The organism is Acerihabitans arboris (assembly GCF_010131535.1).
GTDB lineage: Bacteria > Pseudomonadota > Gammaproteobacteria > Enterobacterales > Enterobacteriaceae > Acerihabitans > Acerihabitans arboris.
Window position 1 is genome coordinate 98,365 of record NZ_WUBS01000002.1, and the last position, 18,210, is coordinate 116,574.

At 58.6% G+C, this 18,210-nt stretch carries 12 protein-coding genes and 4 pseudogenes; 2 read left to right on the forward strand and 14 right to left on the reverse strand.

Annotated elements, in window-relative coordinates:
• From GRH90_RS02715 to ssuD, 12 genes and pseudogenes are all read right to left on the reverse strand, one after another.
• Positions 1-990 carry an ABC transporter permease gene (locus tag GRH90_RS02715; protein ID WP_246235839.1) on the reverse strand — a complete coding sequence of 330 codons (990 nt, stop codon included), beginning with the start codon at positions 988-990 and terminating at the stop codon, positions 1-3.
• Entirely contained in the window at positions 971-2,614 is a 1,644-nt protein-coding gene (locus GRH90_RS02720; RefSeq protein WP_162364365.1) for an ABC transporter substrate-binding protein, read from the reverse strand. Before GRH90_RS02720 ends, GRH90_RS02715 begins: the two co-directional genes overlap by 20 nt.
• Entirely contained in the window at positions 2,611-3,048 is a 438-nt protein-coding gene (locus GRH90_RS02725) for a PaaI family thioesterase (RefSeq protein WP_162364366.1), read from the reverse strand. Before GRH90_RS02725 ends, GRH90_RS02720 begins: the two co-directional genes overlap by 4 nt.
• Entirely contained in the window at positions 3,045-4,058 is a 1,014-nt protein-coding gene (locus GRH90_RS02730) for a quinone oxidoreductase family protein (RefSeq protein WP_162364367.1), read from the reverse strand. Before GRH90_RS02730 ends, GRH90_RS02725 begins: the two co-directional genes overlap by 4 nt.
• Positions 4,059-4,081: 23 nt before the next feature.
• Positions 4,082-4,930 carry a VOC family protein gene (locus GRH90_RS02735; RefSeq protein ID WP_162364368.1) on the reverse strand — a complete coding sequence of 283 codons (849 nt, stop codon included), beginning with the start codon at positions 4,928-4,930 and terminating at the stop codon, positions 4,082-4,084.
• A 197-nt stretch (positions 4,931-5,127) separates the two neighbouring features.
• Positions 5,128-6,366 (reverse strand): acyl-CoA dehydrogenase family protein, encoded by a 1,239-nt coding sequence (locus GRH90_RS02740; RefSeq protein WP_162364369.1) that lies wholly within the window; start codon positions 6,364-6,366, stop codon positions 5,128-5,130.
• A 10-nt stretch (positions 6,367-6,376) separates the two neighbouring features.
• Positions 6,377-7,823 (reverse strand): annotated as a pseudogene (locus GRH90_RS02745) (MFS transporter).
• 320 nt (positions 7,824-8,143) lie between these two features.
• Positions 8,144-8,314, reverse strand: a pseudogene (locus GRH90_RS26145) (MetQ/NlpA family ABC transporter substrate-binding protein); the annotation flags it as partial.
• Positions 8,315-8,317: 3 nt separating this feature from the next.
• Positions 8,318-8,482 (reverse strand): annotated as a pseudogene (locus GRH90_RS26460) (ATP-binding cassette domain-containing protein); the annotation flags it as partial.
• Positions 8,483-8,494: 12 nt separating this feature from the next.
• Positions 8,495-9,910 (reverse strand): LLM class flavin-dependent oxidoreductase, encoded by a 1,416-nt coding sequence (locus tag GRH90_RS02755; RefSeq protein WP_162364370.1) that lies wholly within the window; start codon positions 9,908-9,910, stop codon positions 8,495-8,497.
• Between the two features lie 97 nt (positions 9,911-10,007).
• A pseudogene (locus GRH90_RS02760) lies at positions 10,008-10,178 on the reverse strand (FAD-dependent oxidoreductase); the annotation flags it as partial.
• A 35-nt stretch (positions 10,179-10,213) separates the two neighbouring features.
• Positions 10,214-11,386, reverse strand: coding sequence for an FMNH2-dependent alkanesulfonate monooxygenase (gene ssuD / locus GRH90_RS02765; RefSeq protein ID WP_162364371.1), 1,173 nt, complete (start codon positions 11,384-11,386; stop codon positions 10,214-10,216).
• Between the two features lie 310 nt (positions 11,387-11,696).
• Here ssuD and GRH90_RS02770 point away from each other — a divergent pair, with 310 nt between their 5' ends.
• Together GRH90_RS02770 and GRH90_RS02775 are read left to right on the forward strand one after the other, a co-directional pair.
• On the forward strand, positions 11,697-13,655 hold the full coding sequence (locus GRH90_RS02770; protein ID WP_162364372.1) for a sigma-54-dependent Fis family transcriptional regulator: 1,959 nt from the start codon (positions 11,697-11,699) through the stop codon (positions 13,653-13,655).
• A gap of 326 nt (positions 13,656-13,981) precedes the next feature.
• The gene (locus GRH90_RS02775; protein WP_162364373.1) at positions 13,982-15,646 is read left to right on the forward strand and encodes an EAL domain-containing protein; all 1,665 of its coding nucleotides are present in this window, start codon (positions 13,982-13,984) and stop codon (positions 15,644-15,646) included.
• 296 nt (positions 15,647-15,942) lie between these two features.
• Here the strand turns inward: GRH90_RS02775 and oxyR are convergent, their stop codons facing one another.
• Together oxyR and GRH90_RS02785 are read right to left on the reverse strand one after the other, a co-directional pair.
• Positions 15,943-16,860: a DNA-binding transcriptional regulator OxyR gene (oxyR, locus tag GRH90_RS02780; protein WP_162364374.1), complete on the reverse strand. Its 918-nt coding sequence runs from the start codon at positions 16,858-16,860 to the stop codon at positions 15,943-15,945.
• A gap of 336 nt (positions 16,861-17,196) precedes the next feature.
• Entirely contained in the window at positions 17,197-18,204 is a 1,008-nt protein-coding gene (locus GRH90_RS02785; protein ID WP_162364375.1) for a family 8 glycosyl hydrolase, read from the reverse strand.
• Positions 18,205-18,210: the final 6 nt, after the last annotated feature.

Consider the following 18,210-nt stretch of genomic DNA (forward strand, 5'->3'; position numbering starts at 1 on the left):
CTAGCCTCCAATCCTCGGATCCAGGCGGGCATAGATCATGTCAACCAGGATATTCACCACAATCACCACCAGCGAGCTGAGCACCAATACCCCCATGACCAGGGGAAAGTTGCGGCTCATCACGCTGTCGAACAGGACCTGGCCGATGCCCGGCCAGCTGAACACCGACTCCACCACGATACTGCCGCCCAGCACGGTGCCGAGCTGCAGGCCGAACAGGGTCACCACCGGCAGCAGCGCGTTACGCATCATATGGCCGGTTATCACGCGAAACCGGCTCAATCCCCTGGCGCGGGCGGCGCGCACGAAATCCAGCTGCGCAATCTCCAGCATGGAGGCGCGCATTACCCGCGCGTAGGTGGCGGCATAAAACAGGCCCAGGGTCAGGGCCGGCAGCACCAGATGACGGGCAATATCCAGCGCGCCTCCCCATGGCCCTTCATCGGCGCCGATGGTCTGCATTCCCCCCACCGGAAACCAGCCGAGTTTGACGGAGAACAGGATGATCATCATGATGCCGAGCCAGAATCCGGGGGCGGCGAAACACAATACCGCCAGCGCCGAGATCAGGGTATCCCAGCCGCTGTTGACCTTAACGGCGGCCAGCACGCCGGCGCCGACCCCCACCAGCAGGGCCACCGCGATGCTTGCCAGCATCAGCAGCAACGTGGCCGGCAGGTGGGCCAGGATAACGTCCAGCACCGGCAGGTTATGGCGATAGGAAAAGCCGAGATCCAGATGGGCCACCGCGCCGATATATTTCAGCAACTGCAGCCACGCCGGCTGGTCCAGCCCATACAGCGCGCGCAGGCGATCGATCAGCGCGGGATCGGTGACCTGTTGTTCGGCGGTCATTACGTCGAGCAAACTGCCCGGCACGCATTTCATCAGGACAAAATTGATGATAATGACCCCCAGCAGCAGCGGCACGGCCTGCAGCAGGCGTCTGGCCAGGATGCGCGCCATGCCGTTACCCCGCCAGCCAGACATCGTTCAGCGCGGTGCCCTGGACATTGGCGTCGGAGGTAAAGTTGCGCACGTTGGTGCGCGCCAGCGTGTAGGACTGCATCTCCACCAGGGGAACAAACGGCACGTCGGTGCTGGCCAGGCGCAAAAACTGATGGACCAGGTCGCGGCGCTTGGCCTCATCCACTTCCACCGTGATATTGGCCACCAGCCGATCCATCTCCGGGTTACTGTAGCCGGTGGCGTTGCGAAACGCCCCGCCCTTGACGATGCCGTCGGTGGTAAAGAACTGGGTCACCGTCGGCACCGGTTCCAGCGGCGCGGTGTAGTTGGAGATGGCGATATCATAGTCATAGTCGCTGTAGATCCGTTTCAGCGCCGTGGCGCGATCCGCCGAATCGAGCCGTACGGTAATGTTGATATCCTCCAGCGCCTGTTTCAGGTATTGGCCCAGCTTGGCGTTTTCCTCGAACCAGGCCGCCGCCAGCAGGTTAACGGTAAAACGGCTGCCGTTTTTCACCGGCAGGCCGGCGGCGTCCAGCAAGGCGGCCGCTTTTTTGACGTCAAACTCATACTTGGGCACATCATCATTGAAAAACAGGCTATTGCTGCTGAAAATCGGCGCTACCGCCGGTTTTCCCCGGCCAAAATAGAGGGTATTGACAATAAATTGACGGTCGATGGCATGCAGGATGGCCTGGCGCACCTCACGGCGTTTTACGAACTCGCGCCGCTGGTTGAACTCCACCGTGACCGCCCAGGCGCTATTTTCATAACCGCTGGTATCCAGCACCACCTGGCCGGTTTTCACCAGCCGGTCCACTTCCCTGGCCGGCACCGGATTAGAATAACCCAACCCCAGCTCCCCGGTTTCCAGGGCGGCGGTGCGCGACGCCGCGTCGCTCCACCACCTGACCAGCAGTTTGTCGAGATAAGGCTGGTTTGCCGACCAGTAATGCTCATTGCGGCGGTATTGCACATAGCTGCCGCGTACCCATTCGCCGAAAGTCCAGGGCCCGGTGCCCACCGGCCGGTTATTCAGGGGATTGGTGAGCATGTCCTTGCCGGCGTACAAATGTTTCGGCAGCAGCAGTTGATACTGGCCCGCCAGTATCGACTTGAGGAAAAACTCCGGCACCGGATGATCAAAACTCAGCCTTACCCGATGGGGATCGAGGGCGGTGGCGGCGTTAAGGCCTTTCAGCGCGATGCCGGCCGAAATGCCCTTCCAGTGTTCGATGGCGTTATATACGACGTCGTCGGCGGTAAAATCGGTGCCGTCATGCCACTTGACGCCCTGGCGCAGGGTAATGTCATAACTTCTATAATCGGCAGCCGCCACGACCGACTCGGCCAGCACCGGCTGGAACTGCAGGTGGTTATCCAGTTTCAGCAGGCGTTCCAGGATTTTGGTCGAGGTCTGGAACGGCGCGGAGCCGCCGCCGCCCGGCACAAACAGCGCCTGTGGCTCCAGGCCGCCCCAGGAGATAACCAGGGTACCGCCGCGGCGCGGCGCGGCGCCCGCCGTCTCGACGGCAAAGGCATTATCCAGCAGGCTGAAGCCGGGGATCGCCGGTGACAACGCCGCCATGGATCCGCCGACGCCCAGGATGCCAAGGAATTTACGCCGGGAAAACTGTCCGCTCATGATGAAGCTCCTGATGGTACGACGCCGGTGGCGTAACTGGCGCGGCCGATGGCCAGCAGTACCTGTTGTTCGTTGAACACGTCCACGTCGGCCACGCCGATGCTGCGGCCGATACGTCTGGCGCGGGCCACGACCCGCAGTGAGGTATTGATCGCCGGGCGCAGGTAATCGACCCGGAAATTAACCGTGGGCAAACCGGCGCCGACCATCATCGCCAGGGCGAAATCCCCCACGGTATCGATAATCGATGCCAGCGGTCCGCCATGCCATTGGCCGCTGCCGGCGCCGCGTTCGAACTCCGCCCGCATCGGCACCGTCACCGTCAGGGTTTGCCGATCGTAATCCACCGCTTCTATGCGTAATTGCAGCCAATCGATAAACGGCGATAGCCGGAATTTTTCTTCGATTTGCGCCTTGCTCAGCCGTGCGCTCATACCACCACCACCTTGCCAATCACCTGGCGCTGCTCCAGCGAGGCCAGCGCCTGCGCGCCCTGTTCCAGCGGCCATTGGCGATCGATCAGCACCCGCAGCCGTTTTTCCCGCACCAGATCCAGTAAATGATGCAGATCTTCGCGCTCCCAACCGTTGGAACCGCGGATTTGCAATTCATAGGTCCAGATATAGCGCAGATCCTCGGTGGGATTAAAACCGGCGGTGGCGCCACAGGTCAGTACCCGTCCGCCCACCCGCAGGCAGCGCAGGGATTTGACCCAACTGTCGCCGCCGGTAAAGTTGACCACCACATCGACGCCACCCGGCGCCGCGGCGTTACGCTGGCGCGCTGGTTTTCCGTAACGCTGGAACACTTCCTGCATAAAATCCCGCTCGGTGTAACGGATGATCTGGTCGGCGCCGACGGCGCGCAGACGTTCAGCTTTTTCCTCGCTGCCGGCACAGGCAATCACCTGGGCGCCGGCCAGCTTCGCCAGCTGCACGCAGCACACGCCGACGCCGCCGCTGGCGCCGAGGATCAATACCTTTTCCCCGGGCTGGATCTGGCCGATGGTCGTCATCATGCGCATGGCGGTGCCGTAGGCCACCGGCAGCGCCGCCGCTTCGGCAAAACTGATTTCATCCGGCAGGGCAATCAGCTGATGGGCCGGCACCCGGCAACGTTCGGCCAGGCCGCCGTGGATGGTCTCGCCCACCAATCCGCCGTCGACCCGGTTGATCGGGTCGACCACCACCCGGTCGCCGATATTCCACCCCCGCACCCCTTCGCCCAGGGCGATGATTTCACCGGCCACGTCCAGGCCGATAATGATGGGAAAAGGCAAGCTGATGCCCGGCATGCCGCGGCGGGTAAAGACATCATGGTAATTGAGCGAGGAGGCCCGCACGCGCAGGACAACATCCCCAGCGCCGGCGATGGGGTCGGGAAATCCGTTTTCCAGGCGCAACTTATCGTTGCCGCCGTGTTCACGTAACACAATGGCTTTCATTTTTTGACCAAACCTTAACAGGATTACTCCGCCCTGAACAACAGCGCGACATTAAAGGCATGAGCTGCGGGAATCAGCAGTTCTTGCGGTGAACGGGGCAGCGTCTCGATGCGCCGCCGCTGGAACCAGGCGGCGCTCCCGGGTAGTGAAGACACGGCAAACTCCAGCGCCACCATCCGTTCGGCGCCGTTTTCGCCCAGGGGTACCGGACCATAAAGCGTATTGGCCCGCTCGGGCGTGATAAAACGTACGCGGGTTTTGCCCGCCGCCAGCAGATAGCCGCCCTGGTCGTCGGATTGGATCAGCCGTGGGTCAAACAGCGTCCCGTAGACACCGGCAACCGCCGCGGGATCGGCGGCGGCAATCACAAAACCGATGATATTGGTCACGCCGTTGGGGTGTACCCGCCATTCCGGGCGCCAAACCAGTTCCGGGGTATCATGCTGGCAAAAAAAACTGCGTCCGTTGTTGACCCGTTCGGCGGCCAGCCGGACGGTACGGAACCGCGCCTCGGGCCGGCTGCCGTCGGACAATGCCACCGGACGAAAAAACGAAGCCGGAGGGTCGCCGGCCAGGCCGACGGACCGCAGGCGCCGGTAAACCTCATCGGCATCCGTGGTTTTCCATACCAGGCCGGCAAGGCCCAGGGGCGCCGTCCACAGCTCCCGGCGTTTATCCGCATTGGCCGTTTCGTAACCCAGGAGTTCAACATAATTTTCGCCAAAGATGGCCAAATGGTTACTGGAGCCCAAGGAATGATGACCGCGCGGCGTCAGCTGAAAGCCTAAATGCCCGAACAGCTCCCGCGTTTCATCAAGTTGGTCCGCAACGTTGATGACCGCATGATCAACAACCGGAATTAAGGTGCCCATTGATCTTTTCCTGACTTGCCTATGTCTGAACAGGGCTATAACTCTACCCAAGGCATCCGCGGATCCCAACGAACAAATCCGGCAAAGGTAATCCGCATTTTATTGGTTCCATTCCCTGGATAACAAGGCGCGCGCAGGATTCACCGCGCTTTTTCCCATGGTCATTCCACCTGTCGATAAAGCCGTACGGGGCAAGATCACGCCTGCGGCGGCTTATCCGGTCCGTTGCCGATTTGCCAGATAAACATCGGCTCATGTCCGTTAACCAGATAATCGCCCACGATGCGCGCTTTATAGATCACCGGATTATGGGACGACAGGGTGCGCGCGTTACGCCAATGACGATCCAACGCTTTTTCGGCCCGCGTATCCGATGCGCCCAGCGCGTTAAACAGCTCTCCGGCAGCGCGCTGCACCCACTGCGTGGCGATAACCTGCGCCTTGGCGGAGTCGACTTCCGCCAGGATATTGGCCTGGAGCTCCTGCTGCCCGTCGCCGCTGAAATGCGCTTCATAGGCAAGCTGCAAGGACCCGGTGGCGCGCAAGACCGTGGATTCAACCGCGTAGGCCCAGGCGCCGATCTGCCCGACCACCTGCTGGACCTGCGCATCCTCGCTGGCCCTTGCCGCGTTGCCATGGCTATAGATGCGTTGCCGGCGGCGCACCCCCTCCGCCACGTCGCGCTGTACGGCCCGGCCGATTCCCGCCAGCGTCGCCAGCAGCACATGCTGATAAAACGCGGTCTGGTAACGAAAGCGGTCGGCAAAATCGTAGACATGCTCCGGCTCCACGCGCGCCTGCTGGAAACGGGTAGTGCCGCTGCCGGTGGTACGCTGGCCGAACCCGTCCCAGTCATCCTCGCGCAGCACCCCTTCCTGGCGGGTGGCGACCAGGGCAATCACATTGCCGCCGTTGTCCGATCGCTGGGCGAAGACGTCAATCCAGTCGGCGAACAGCGCGCCGGTGCTGTAAAACTTCTCGCCGTCCAATCGCCAGCCTTGCGCCGACGGCGTGACCTTGGTTTTCACTTCACCCAGCTTTACCGCACCGATCTCCGTCCAGCCGCTGCCGACAATATCCCCGTCGATAAACCGGCGAAACCAGCGCTCGCGTTCTGGGGAATCAGGCGCATTCAGCCGGTCCTCGACAAAGGCCATATGGGCGCGCAGCGCCTGGGGCAGGTTGGGATCCGCCTCCGCCAGCTCAGTCAGTAACTGGAACAGCTGCGGCAGCGAAGCGCCATGCCCCCCCTGCGCCTCGGGGATCCGCAGCGTGCCGAACCCCGCTTCCTTCAGCCAGCGGATGGGCTCCAATGGCAAGGTGCGCGTACGCTCGCGTTCGATGGCGCCCGCGGCAATTTTGCTGAAAACCGGCCGGAACCGCGCGGCAAGGCGCGCGTAGTCGGTACCCTTGGCAAGCGGATGTGGGTAAGTCATGGCATCTCCGTTAATCGTCATGGTCGTCGATGTCCCGCAGGGTGGGCTCATGGCGCACCGCCAGCAGGAAAATAATCGGGATAATGGCGCTGAGCGACACGACCCAGAACATATCGGTGCCGAGGCCGGCCTTGATAATCGGCAGGATAAACAGCGCCAGCGCGCTGCCGATACCCGAAAGCGAGCGGCTGAAACCGACGCCGGTGGCGCGGATCGAGGTGGGATAAGATAGCGTCGGGTAAATCATCAGCTGCGCACCGGGACCAAAGCCTTCGGCAAACAGCCATAACCCAAGCATCAGGATCGCAAAGACGATGCCCGCCGCCGCCTGGGGCTGGCCGGTCAGCGCCAGCGCGACCAGGGCGATAAACTGCAGGGCGAAACCGGCAATCGCCACATGGCGCGACGGGTATTTCCAAGCCAGCCGCATGCCCAGCAGGCCGCCGGTAAAGGCAAACAGCGCATTGAGGCCCAGGGACGCGGAAATGGTCTCGAACACCCCCGCGCCGAGGAACTGCGCCAGGATCGACGGCAGGAAAAAGGCAATGGCGGTATATTCAAAGGAAATACAGACATTCATGACCCCGGCGACGATGGTCCGTTCGCGATAGGGTTTTTCAAACAGTACCCGGAAGCTGACCCTGGAGGGCTTTTTCGCGGCGGTCGCCGATGTTTCCTCCGTCACCTCATGGGCGCGGATGCCGTAGGAGTCCCGCAGGATGCGCACCGCGCCCTTCAGGTCGCCCTGGTTGGCGGCCCACAGCGGTGATTCATTCATGAATTTGCGGCGCACGGCAATGATCAGCAGCGCCGGCACCGCGCCAAACAGCAGCGACGCGCGCCATAACCAGTCAAGATGCTCCTTCGGCAGCAGGAAATATGAGGCCGAAAATAATAAAAAAACATGCCGACGAGGCGGCATACCACATCGGGCACCAGGCGGCGAGCCGGGCCGCCTTGTTGCCTTTGCCGGCGAATTTGGAAAACTCCGCCAGGTAGGCCATGGCCACCGGCAAATCAATGCCGACGCCGATCCCCATCAGGAACCGCGCGCCAATCAATACCCAGACGTTCGGCGCCAATCCCGCCGCGATGGCCGAGACGACAAAAAACAGCATATCGGCCATAAAGATTGAATAGCGGCCATACTTATCGGTAAGCCAGCCGCCGAGCAGATTGCCGATAATGGTGCCGATCATGATTGACGACGTCACCAGGCCGGTCAGGGCCGGCGTCAGGCCGAATTCCCCGACCACGTCATCGATACCGTAAGAGAGCGTGGTCAGATCGTAGGCGTCGAGAAATACGCCGCCCAGCGCCAGGAATACGATCATGCGCGCATGGCTGTTTTTATCGCTACGGGTATTGATCAACCCGGCCACATCGCTGACCGAACTTACCGGGGCGGAACGGGGCGGCGCTCCCGGTGGAATATCATCAATATTTATTGTACTCATAATATCCTCAATATTATTTTGCAGATGAAACACCGTTATAAAAATATTATTATTTTTATGCAAACAACAAATAATCATTTATATAGATGGATATAATCTTGCATTTAAAAAAACCGGGAGGACTACCATTTAATTTTTATGTCCATACAAAAGCCAGATCATCCCGTAATTATGACGAACCCGCAAAAGTTCCAGCCAGGGATAATAAGCAATGAAAAATTAGCACTATTTTATTAACAGCATAATTAAGTCGTTCCTCACCGAATATTTTTTCCCTAGGATTTAAATGCAATTCCAGACAGCATTGCTATTCCCCGCTGTTATTCAGCACGACTTACCGGCACCCATCCCCCCTTGACCAACGGATCGCCGGTGGTCTTCAGGTACTCCTGGACCCGTGGGCCGGCAAAGGCCTTTTTCGGCTTGTCGATTTATCCATCGTTTAAATAAGGCGTGCCTATGGCCAATTGCGAAGCGAAAGTATTTGGCGCCGTGTCCAGCGGGCTGCTGCATCTCGCCAGGGTGGATTTCCCCGCGCCGCCGGGACCGACCACCGCGGTGATCGAGCCCGCGCTCACCCGCAGCGAAATATCCTTGAGCACCTCGATGCGCTGTCCGCCCGGGGCGGGATAGCGCCTGGAGACATTATCGATTTCTATCTTGGCGGCCTCTTATCTGTTGACCACGAGACCGGCCGGAGCCGCGGCGAGACCGGCGTGCCGATAGCCCGCCGCCGGATGTGGGGCAGCCAGGCGCGCGCCCTGCCTGAACAGTTTTTCCCGCAGCGTGCCGGCGGCATAGTCGCGCTTGTAGACCCCACGTTTTTGCAGCTCCGGCACCAGATGCTCCACCACATCGCTAAAGCTCTCGTGCGTCACGGCATAGGCCAGGTTAAAACCGTCGACATCGGTTTCCTCCACCCAGGATTGCAGCTCGTCGGCCACCGTCTGCGCGCTTCCCACCAGCAACGGGCCGAAACCACCGATGCCGACCCAGTCCGCCAGTCCCTGCACCGTCCACTGCCGGTGGGGATCGGCGGTGGAGAAGGTCTCCACCGCCGACTGAATGGCATTGGTGTGCAGGTGTTTCAGCACCTGCCCCGGCTGATACTGGCCGAAATCAATGCCGGTCCAGCCGGAAATCAGCGCCAGCGCGCCCTCATAGCTGACATAGGATTTATAGTCATGCCATTTCGCCCGCGCCTGCCGGTCGGTCTGGTCGACGATAACGGTTTGCAGGTTGAAGATCAGGATGGAACGCGGGTCGCGGCCGGCCTCGGCGGCGCGGCGACGGATATCCGCCACGGTTTTTTTCAGCAACACTTTGGAGGGAACGGCGACAAACACGCATTCGGCGTGCCCGGCGGCAAACTGTTTTCCCCGGCTGGACGCGCCGGCCTGGTACAACACCGGCGTACGCTGCGGCGACGGCTCGCACAGGTGGATCCCCGGCACCTGAAAGAACGTGCCCTGGTGATTAATCGGGTGGATTTTGCCCGGATCGCTGAAGACGCGCCGCCCGCGATCGCGCAGCACGGCGCCCTCTTCCCAACTGCCCTCGAGCAATTTGTAAATCACCTGCAGATATTCATCGGCATAGTCATAGCGGGCATCATGATCGGTTTGCGCCCGGTGGCCGATATTGCGCGCGCCGCTTTCCAGATATGAGGTGACGATATTCCAGCCGATGCGCCCCTTGGTCAAATGATCCAGCGTCGACAACCGCCGCGCAAAAGGATAAGGATGCTCGAACGAGAGCGATGCCGTCAGGCCGAAGCCCAGGTGTTCGGTGACCAGGGCCATGGGCGTAATCAATGCCAGCGGATCGTTGACCGGCACCTGGGTTGCCTGGCGGATAGCGGCATCGCCGTTGCCGTTGCCGTTCAGCACATCATAGACGCCCAGCACATCGGCGATGAACAGGCCGTCGAACTTGCCCCGTTCCAGCAGGCGCGCCAGATCGACCCAATACTCCAGGTCTTTATATTGCCAGGAGCGATCGCGCGGGTGCGCCCATAGGCCCGGCGACTGGTGGCCGACGCAGTTCATATCAAAGGCGTTCAGGCGAATTTCTCGTTGCGATGACATAGCTTCTCCAGGGTTGGCATACCCCGTCCAGGCGCGGGCCAGGCGGAGTCATTATTATCGGGTAACCAAAAACAGGCTCAGGTGTTACATCAGGGAACTAACGCCGCGACGGCGGACATCGCCCGTCAGGGGCGGATGACGCCAGCAGGGCAAGCAACTGCGTGGCCAGGGCCTGGGCATGTTCGGCCGCCTGCGGCAGGCCCATCAATTGGCCAAAACGCCCCCGTGCCGCCGGTCCCGCCACCAGCAGGCGCGGGTCGGCCGGGCCGGTGCCGATGAACACGATGCGCGTACGGGCGGCCATCATGAGTCCTTACCGATCTTGCCCGGGCGCTTGTCCCCGCCGATGGTTTCGCCAAACGGGCCGGTGTTGACGCCGCGCACGCCGTTGCCCGCCGGCTGCGCCAGGGGCAGCAGCGGCATGACCAGTTCGGCAAAACGGTGGGCCTCTTCCAGGTGGGGATATCCCGACAGCACGAAGTGGGTAATCCCCAGCGCCTGATACTCGCGGATGCGATCGGCCACCTGCTGTGGACTGCCGACCAGCGCGGTGCCCGCGCCGCCGCGCACCAGGCCGACGCCCGCCCAGAGGTTGGGACCGATGCGCAGGCCGTCGCGCGACCCGCCGTGCAGGGCGCTCATGCGCCGCTGGCCGGTGGAGTCCATGCGGGCGAAAATTTTCTGCGCGTCGGCGATGGTGGCGTCGTCCAGATGGCTGATCAGCCGATCGGCGGCGGCCCAGGCCTCCTCTTCCGTTTCCCGCACGATGACATGCAGCCTGATGCCATAATCCAGGGTACGCCCCCGCTGTTCGGCGCGCCGGCGCACCTCGGCCAATTTTTCCGCCACCTGCCCCACCGGTTCGCCCCAGGTCAGGTAAGTATCAATCTGGCCGGCGGCGACATCGATCGCCTCGGGCGAGGAGCCGCCGAAAAACAGCGGCGGGCCGTCGGGCTGAACCGGCGGGAACAGCAGCTCGGCGCCTTCGACCCGGATATGTTTACCCTGGAAATCCACCTTTTCGCCCTTCAGCAGGCGCTGGTAAACCGTCAGGAACTCATGCGTCACCTCGTAACGCTCTGCGTGGCTCAGGAAGATACCGTCGCCTTTGTTTTCCACCGGATCGCCGCCGGTCACCACATTTATCAGCACCCGCCCGCCGGAGAGACGATCGAGCGTCGCCGCCATTCGCGCCGCAAGGCTTGGCGGCTGCAGGCCGGGGCGAACCGCCACCAGATATCGCAGGCGGCGGGTAATGGGCGCCAGCGCCGCGGCGACCAGCCATGAATCCTCGCAGCTTTTGCCGGTCGGGATCAGCACGCCGTAATAACCCAGGTTATCCGCCGCCAGCGCCACCTGCTGAAGATAAGACAAATCCACCGCCCTGCCGCCCGCGGTGGTGCCCAGGTAGCGTCCATCGCCATGGGTGGGCAAAAACCACAATACGTTTATTTTATCGCTGGTCTGCTGGCTCATTATGCATTCCCTATATAACTATATTCGTAATTTATCGAAAGGAGGTTAACCTTTGGTTATAAAAGAGATAGCACGCGGCGTGCCAGGCTGAAAATTTATTTTTCTTGATATATATCAATCTTTTGTGATGTTGTCTCGCGCCGCCCGCTGCTGCCGGTGCAACAGCGTATGGCCGGGGCCTGCTGCATTGGCAGCAATGGGGCGGGAAAAGGCCTCGCCCGGCCGGGCGCCTTAGGATAAGCTTTTTTGGCCAGCAACCATGCAATGGCGAATTGACGTATTGTTCAGCCAAATGACCTGGAGCCGTATCATGCAGCATCCTCAGCCCGCATTTTCTCCCTCCGCCCCCGACCTCATCGACCCGGCGTCGAAAGCGCTGCAAAGCGTGCTCGACCGTCTCGCGCCGACGGACGCGACGGTGCTTATCGTGGGCGAAACCGGCACCGGCAAAGAAGTGGTGGCCCGTTATCTGCATCACAACAGCCTGCGCCGCGCCAGGCCTTTCCTGGCGGTTAACTGCGGCGCGCTGACCGAAAGCCTGGCGGAATCGGAATTATTCGGCCATGAAAAAGGGGCGTTCACCGGCGCGGCAAGCGGTCATCAGGGATGGTTCGAGGCCGCCGGGGGCGGCACGTTGCTGCTGGATGAAATCGGGGAGTTGAGCCTGTCCCTGCAGGTTAAGCTGCTGCGCGTGTTGCAGGAGCGCGAGGTCACCCGCGTCGGCTCGCGCAAAGCGATTAAAGTCGATGTCCGGGTCATCGCCGCCACGCATGTGGACCTGGCCAATGCCATTCGTGAACGCCGGTTTCGCGAAGATCTGTACTATCGGCTGAATGTCGCCGCGGTGACGCTGCCGCCGCTGCGCCAGCGCCCGGGCGACATTCCTTTGCTGGCCGGACATTTTATGCGGCTTTATGCCCGGCGCCTGGGTCGCCCCGAGCCGCGGCTGGCGGCGCAAGCGCTTGACATGCTGCTGCAGTATTCCTGGCCCGGCAACGTGCGCGAGCTGGAAAACACGCTGCATAACGCGGTGCTGCTGAGCAAGGGCTCGCTGATTATGCCGCAGCAGCTCAGGCTCGATGAGCACATCGGCGACATCGACAGCAGCCACGACCGCGACCTGGAACAATTTATCCACCGGCAACTGCGCAGCGAACCGGCGCGGCTGTTCGACCGCATGGTGACCACGCTGGTGAAAAGCGCTCTGGAGCTTAACGACGGCAACCAAATGCAGACCGCCGCCCTGCTTGGCATCAGCCGCAATACCTTACGCACCCACCTGGCGCATATCGGCCTGGTCAAGCCGCGCCGCAGGGACGCGGCGACGGGCGGGCGCGGCGGCAATAGCGTCATCCTGGCCCCCGAGCGGGAGATCCGCATCGGTTACCAGAAGTACGGCAACCTGGGCATCGTCAAGGCGCGCCAAAGCCTGGAACAGCTTTTTGCCGCCCAGGGCGTCAGCGTGCTGTGGAGCGAGTTTCCCGCCGGGCCCCAGTTGCTGCACGCCCTGGGCAACGACGAGATTGATTTCGGCACCACCGGCGAAGTCCCGCCGATCTTCGCCCAGGCGCAGGGGTCGTCGCTGGTCTATATTGCCTACGAACCGGCGGCGCCCCAGAGCGTGGCGATGGTGGTATCCCCGGACAGTCCGATCCGCAGCGGCGCGGATTTAAAAGGCAAACGCATTGCGGTCAATAAAGGATCCAACGTTCATTATCTGTTAATTCAAATACTGGAAGAGCATGGGTTGTCGATGGACGATGTGCGCATCGTCTATGCGCCGCCAAAATACCCGCTTACGCACACCGATACCACGTCGGTGGACGCCTGGATGATGTGGGATCCATTATTAAGCGACGCCCAGCTTTCGGGCCATATGCGGGTGGTCGCCGACGGGACGCACCTGGTGCTTAACCAGCAATTTTACCTGGCGCGCCGGCAGTTTGCCGAAAAGGACGCCGATATGCTGCGGCAGATAATCCAATTATTACAACAGACCGGCCGGTATATCACCGCCTCGCCGGCAGAAGCGGCGCATTATTTATCCATCGAGCTCGGACTGCCGCCCGCCTCCCTGCAATGCGCGCTGGCGCGCTGCAGCCACGAAACGCGCGCCATTGACGCCCACGTGATTCGCGAGCAGCAAAAAATAGCCGACCGGTTCTATGCGCTGGGGCTGATTCCCAAGGCGATTTCCATTCGTAAAGCGGTGTGGCTGCCCGACCCGCCTTGCGACATCAACGCCGGGACGCGTAGCCGGCGCGCTTAATGTAAAGGCGCCGGCGTTCGAATAACCCGGCAGCAATGCCAGCCCGGTGGCCGGGAGCCGTTTTTGCGGCATATAGCGGCGCTTTTGATGGCGGATGCAGTATTGATATATAGATAATAACGATAAAAATATCGTCCTATGGGCATTGACGAATCAATTATTCCCTCCCGACGAACCTCTGTTTCATATCAAAGAGCCTCAATGATAAACCAGGGGACGCCTTTCATCGTCAAAAACTATATATGATTGATTTGTCGAGCTTTATATTGCTTGGCTCGCGGTGTTCAGCTAGCATGGCTGGTATATGATTATCATGGACCTTAAGCATGTTGGTGAAAAAAAACCTCCTTCGTTTCGATATTCTTCTGTCGGCGCTGGAACAGGCAATGGATGCGGTAGTGGTTATAGATGATGTGAGTAATGTCTTATTTTTTAACCATCGGGCCGAGAGTTTGTGGGGTTTTAGTCGTCATGAAATTATCGGACGCCGGCTGGTGTTGCCCGGAATAACGCTATCCGATCGGGACGAAGGCCTGCATGCGGAATATGTCGGCAAGCGGCGCAATGTGCAAATCAGACGCAAAGACGGCCAGGAAATATGGGTTTCCCTCGCATTGTCAAAAATTGAGACGACAGGGAAACAGTATTATATGGGCACATTAAATCATGCTGAAATAGACGAGCCGGCCGGCGAAGTATATTCCATTATGAAACAATCCCATTTCGACCCCTTAACCGCATTACCCAACCGCAGGTATCAATATCAGCATATTGATGAACTGCTAAAATCCGGCAAACAGCAAAGCATCGCGATCTTTTTTATTGACCTGGTGCATTTTAAAGACGTCAACACTACGCTCGGTTATGCCGCGGGGGACGCGGTGCTGATAAAAATTGCCCGCCGATTCGAGGAGCACCTGGCAAAGGAGGCGTTTATCAGCCGGTCGAACAGCGATTCCTTTGTTCTGGTGGCCGCCGATTGCGATGCCCGCCGCGCGGTGATGCTGGCGGAAAAAATCCAGGCCCTGTTCCGCATGCCGTTTGACGTGTCGGGGTTTGCCCTGGATATTTCCGCCAGCATCGGCGTCAGCGTTTACCCGGAACACGGCAACGACAGGGATACCCTGCTGCGGCATGCCAACATTGCGACGCACAGCGGCAGGATGCCGGCCAACGGCGGCCATTTATTCTTCAGCCCGGATATGAACCAGGTCGATCAGGAGCGGCAGTTACTCGCCACGGCATTAAAATCAGCCATCGCCAGGAAGCAGCTGCGCCTACATTACCAACCGCAAATCTGGTTAAAGGACGGCAGGCTTTATGGCGTTGAAGCCCTGGCGCGCTGGCGCGATCCGATCCTCGGCGATGTCTCGCCGGCAAAATTTATTACCCTGGCGGAGGAAATTGGCGAAATCGAGGCCATCGGCCGCTGGTCGCTGCGCGAGGCCTGCCGGCAAATGGCGGAGTGGCGCGCCGACGCCGTACCGATCCCGGTCGTATCGGTTAATCTTTCGCCCATAAATTTTTATAATAGCAACCTGCCGGAATTTATCGCCGGTTTGCTGAAGGAATACCGTCTGCCGGCGGCATGCCTGACGGTGGAAATTACCGAAGGCGTGATGATGAACCAGCGTCCGGAAACGGAAAAAGTGATTTGCGCTGTGCGCGACCTGGGCGTGGGATTATCGATGGACGATTTCGGCACCGGCTATTCCAGCTTGTCGCGGCTGGCGCATCTGCCGATGACCGAGCTCAAGATAGACCAAAGCTTTATGCAGGATTTTCAGGAGGGGAGCAAAACCAAGGCGATTGCCACGACGGTGGTGCGCATCGGGCAGAGCCTGCGTCAAACCGTGGTCGCGGAGGGCGTGGAAACCGAAATGCAGAAACAGCAACTGCAGGCGCTGCAATGCAATATTGCCCAGGGTTTTTTGTATTCCAGGGCATTAAAGGCGGCCGATCTGGTCGCCTGGGTCAACGGACAGTGGTAAACACCGGCGGCAAACCGGGTCGGGACGGCGCAAAGCGGACGAGACGGCATGGGCCGCCCCGTCCTGAGAGGATAAACACCGGTAAACAATCGGATACGCCATGCCGGTAATCCATTCGGGATAAGCGATGTGCTGTTGGTAAATAAGATAGAAATTTTAATATTAAATGCTGAATATTTTATTTATCAAAATATTTAATCATACTCTATGCAGCGCTCTCCAGGTACGGTGAAAATAACAATGCCTCAACAACCGGCAAGGGTGAATTAAATGAGCATTAGGCTATCAGTGGCTGATCAAATATTCTCAACTCTTTTCATTGTAAAGTGGTTTTCCATATAGTTGCGGATCATGGCGGTAAGTTGCTCGAAACGTTCCCGCAATGAATCCCCATGGCGAAATACCAGCACCACCGCGCGTTTTGGTTCCGGGTCAAAACAGGGAAGATAACGAATGGCCTCATCCTTATGCTGTTGCGATACTGCCAGCAAAGGCACCAGTGCCATGCCGCGATTAGCCGCCACCATGCTTTTAATGGTTTCCAGGTTGGTGACCTGAAAGCGCGTATCCTCGTCGGCGTCGAACTGATAGCAATATTTTTTGACTTGCCAACGTAAACAATTGCCGTCATCAAGCATCAGCAGCTTTTGGCCCTTTAATTCCGACATGGAAATGGTTTCCCGTCCGGCCAAAGGATTATCCATACCTACCGCCAATCGCATCGGCTCCTCAAACAGCAGCGGCGCGACAAAGGATTCGGTCTCGCGCACCCGGCTCATGATGGCGCACTCAATTTTTCCTTTCTCCAGTAAATCAACCAGTTGATGCGTTTTTGCTTCATGAAGGTAAAGTTGTAATTTGGGAAATTTACGCCCCACCGCCATGGCTAAATGAGGGAACAAATAAGGCGCAATGGTCGGAATAATGCCGATATGCAAAGAGGCGGGCATGGCATTTTGTTTCATGGCGGCCATATTCTTCAATACTTTAAGTTCCCGCAATACCGTCCTGGTTTGGTCAACCAACATCAGTCCGTTTTGCGTAAAACTGACTTTCCTGGTGGTTCGTTCCAATAACTTAAGCCCCAGTTCGTCCTCCAATTTTCTTACTTGTCCGCTTAAGGTCGGTTGACTGACATGACAAGCTTCCGCCGCTCTTTGAAAATGATTGTATTCCGCAAGTGCAACCAAATATTCTAAAACACGTATGTTCATCTTTTCCCCTGAATGACCCGTTTTGAATATGAAAATATTAAGCTACGCACGCATAACGTTGCGCCGAGATTAAGGCGACATTTTGTTATTATTCAGTTTCACACTATACCAACCTTTCATTAACTCTTTTCATTCTATCAATCGGATATTTTTTACGCGCATAAAAATACCTCCGCTCTCGCTTTTAATTTGCGAAAAGAACAGAGTTTTAATCGTCAACTATAAACCAAATTATTGTTAATTAGCCATGCTAAGCAATTGGTTAATATTCGCGATTGCAATTGGAAACATTATTTACGATTAATTTTCCATAGCGCGCTATTGTGTTTTAATAATTTATTCAACCCGTCGATGTTGGGCATAAAAGGCCAATAGATGCAAACTGGCCGAGTAATAGTCTTCATCCCTGGCCAGGGTGGCGGCAATCGGCGCTTTGCCCGCCAGGATGAGGTCCCGCACCGCCAGCATACCCGTGGTCATGGCATATTCCGCCGTTTGGTTTTTGACCACATCGATCCATGCCGGCGCTACGCCGCGGCTATATTTTGACCAATATTTGATGTAGGGCGCCATGGTATCGTCCGCTATTCCCGCCCAGCTTAAATAGAGCGGGATGCGAACAGCGTCGAAGCTGAAACGCGGCGGCCAGCCCACCGCCGGAGAAAATTGCCCGGCCTGATCCAGGTCTACCCAATCGGTGGGCAAGCCGTCATCGCCAAAGCGCATGTTGATTAACTGCAGCCTGCCGCTGTTGATCAGGGTTTGCCAAATTTCATTGTGGCTGGACTGATAGAAATCGCGCCAGGCGGGAAAAATAAAGTAGGAGGGGTTCAAGGTGACGCGCCCTGGATGGGTAAAGCCATCCACGCCTGGCAACATAACGGTGTAGCCGCCAAAGGAAACAATGGCATGATTAATCAAAGACGTTTGTATCAGGCTGGAAACCAGTAAATAGCGCTTATCATTCCATTTTTGTCCCGCCATCAGCAACGCCCAGGCAATAAGCGTATCGCCGTCGGATGCGGTGTTGGCATCGGCAATGGGTACCTTCGCCTGCGGCTCGTAACGCCATGCGAACAATCCCACGTCATCCCGATAGAGCGTTTGCCGGGTCCATGACCAGATATGGTCAAAAGCCGGTTTGTCATCATTAAACACCGCCAGCAACATGCCGAACCCCTGCCCCTCGGAATGGCTGATATCATGGTTGCCGGTATCGATAACCCGGCCGTCGGGCGACACAAAGGCCCGTTTGTATTGTTGCCAGGCGCTTTCGCCGGCATTGGCGGAGCAGGCCGCTATTGCCAGCGATACTGAAAAAAGCAGCCTATAAAGGAATTTCACGTCGTT

Bases quoted from the DNA above. Each gene is read 5' to 3' on its own strand.
- GRH90_RS02735 (WP_162364368.1), bottom strand. From the start codon at position 4,930: ATGGGCACCTTAATTCCGGTTGTTGATCATGCGGTCATCAACGTTGCG.
- GRH90_RS02730 (WP_162364367.1), bottom strand. From the start codon at position 4,058: ATGAAAGCCATTGTGTTACGTGAACACGGCGGCAACGATAAGTTGCGC.
- GRH90_RS02770 (WP_162364372.1), top strand. From the start codon at position 11,697: ATGCAGCATCCTCAGCCCGCATTTTCTCCCTCCGCCCCCGACCTCATC.
- GRH90_RS02720 (WP_162364365.1), bottom strand. From the start codon at position 2,614: ATGAGCGGACAGTTTTCCCGGCGTAAATTCCTTGGCATCCTGGGCGTC.
- oxyR (WP_162364374.1), bottom strand. From the start codon at position 16,860: ATGAACATACGTGTTTTAGAATATTTGGTTGCACTTGCGGAATACAAT.
- GRH90_RS02715 (WP_246235839.1), bottom strand. From the start codon at position 990: ATGTCTGGCTGGCGGGGTAACGGCATGGCGCGCATCCTGGCCAGACGC.
- ssuD (WP_162364371.1), bottom strand. From the start codon at position 11,386: ATGAGCCAGCAGACCAGCGATAAAATAAACGTATTGTGGTTTTTGCCC.
- GRH90_RS02725 (WP_162364366.1), bottom strand. From the start codon at position 3,048: ATGAGCGCACGGCTGAGCAAGGCGCAAATCGAAGAAAAATTCCGGCTA.
- GRH90_RS02740 (WP_162364369.1), bottom strand. From the start codon at position 6,366: ATGACTTACCCACATCCGCTTGCCAAGGGTACCGACTACGCGCGCCTT.
- GRH90_RS02775 (WP_162364373.1), top strand. From the start codon at position 13,982: ATGTTGGTGAAAAAAAACCTCCTTCGTTTCGATATTCTTCTGTCGGCG.
- GRH90_RS02755 (WP_162364370.1), bottom strand. From the start codon at position 9,910: ATGTCATCGCAACGAGAAATTCGCCTGAACGCCTTTGATATGAACTGC.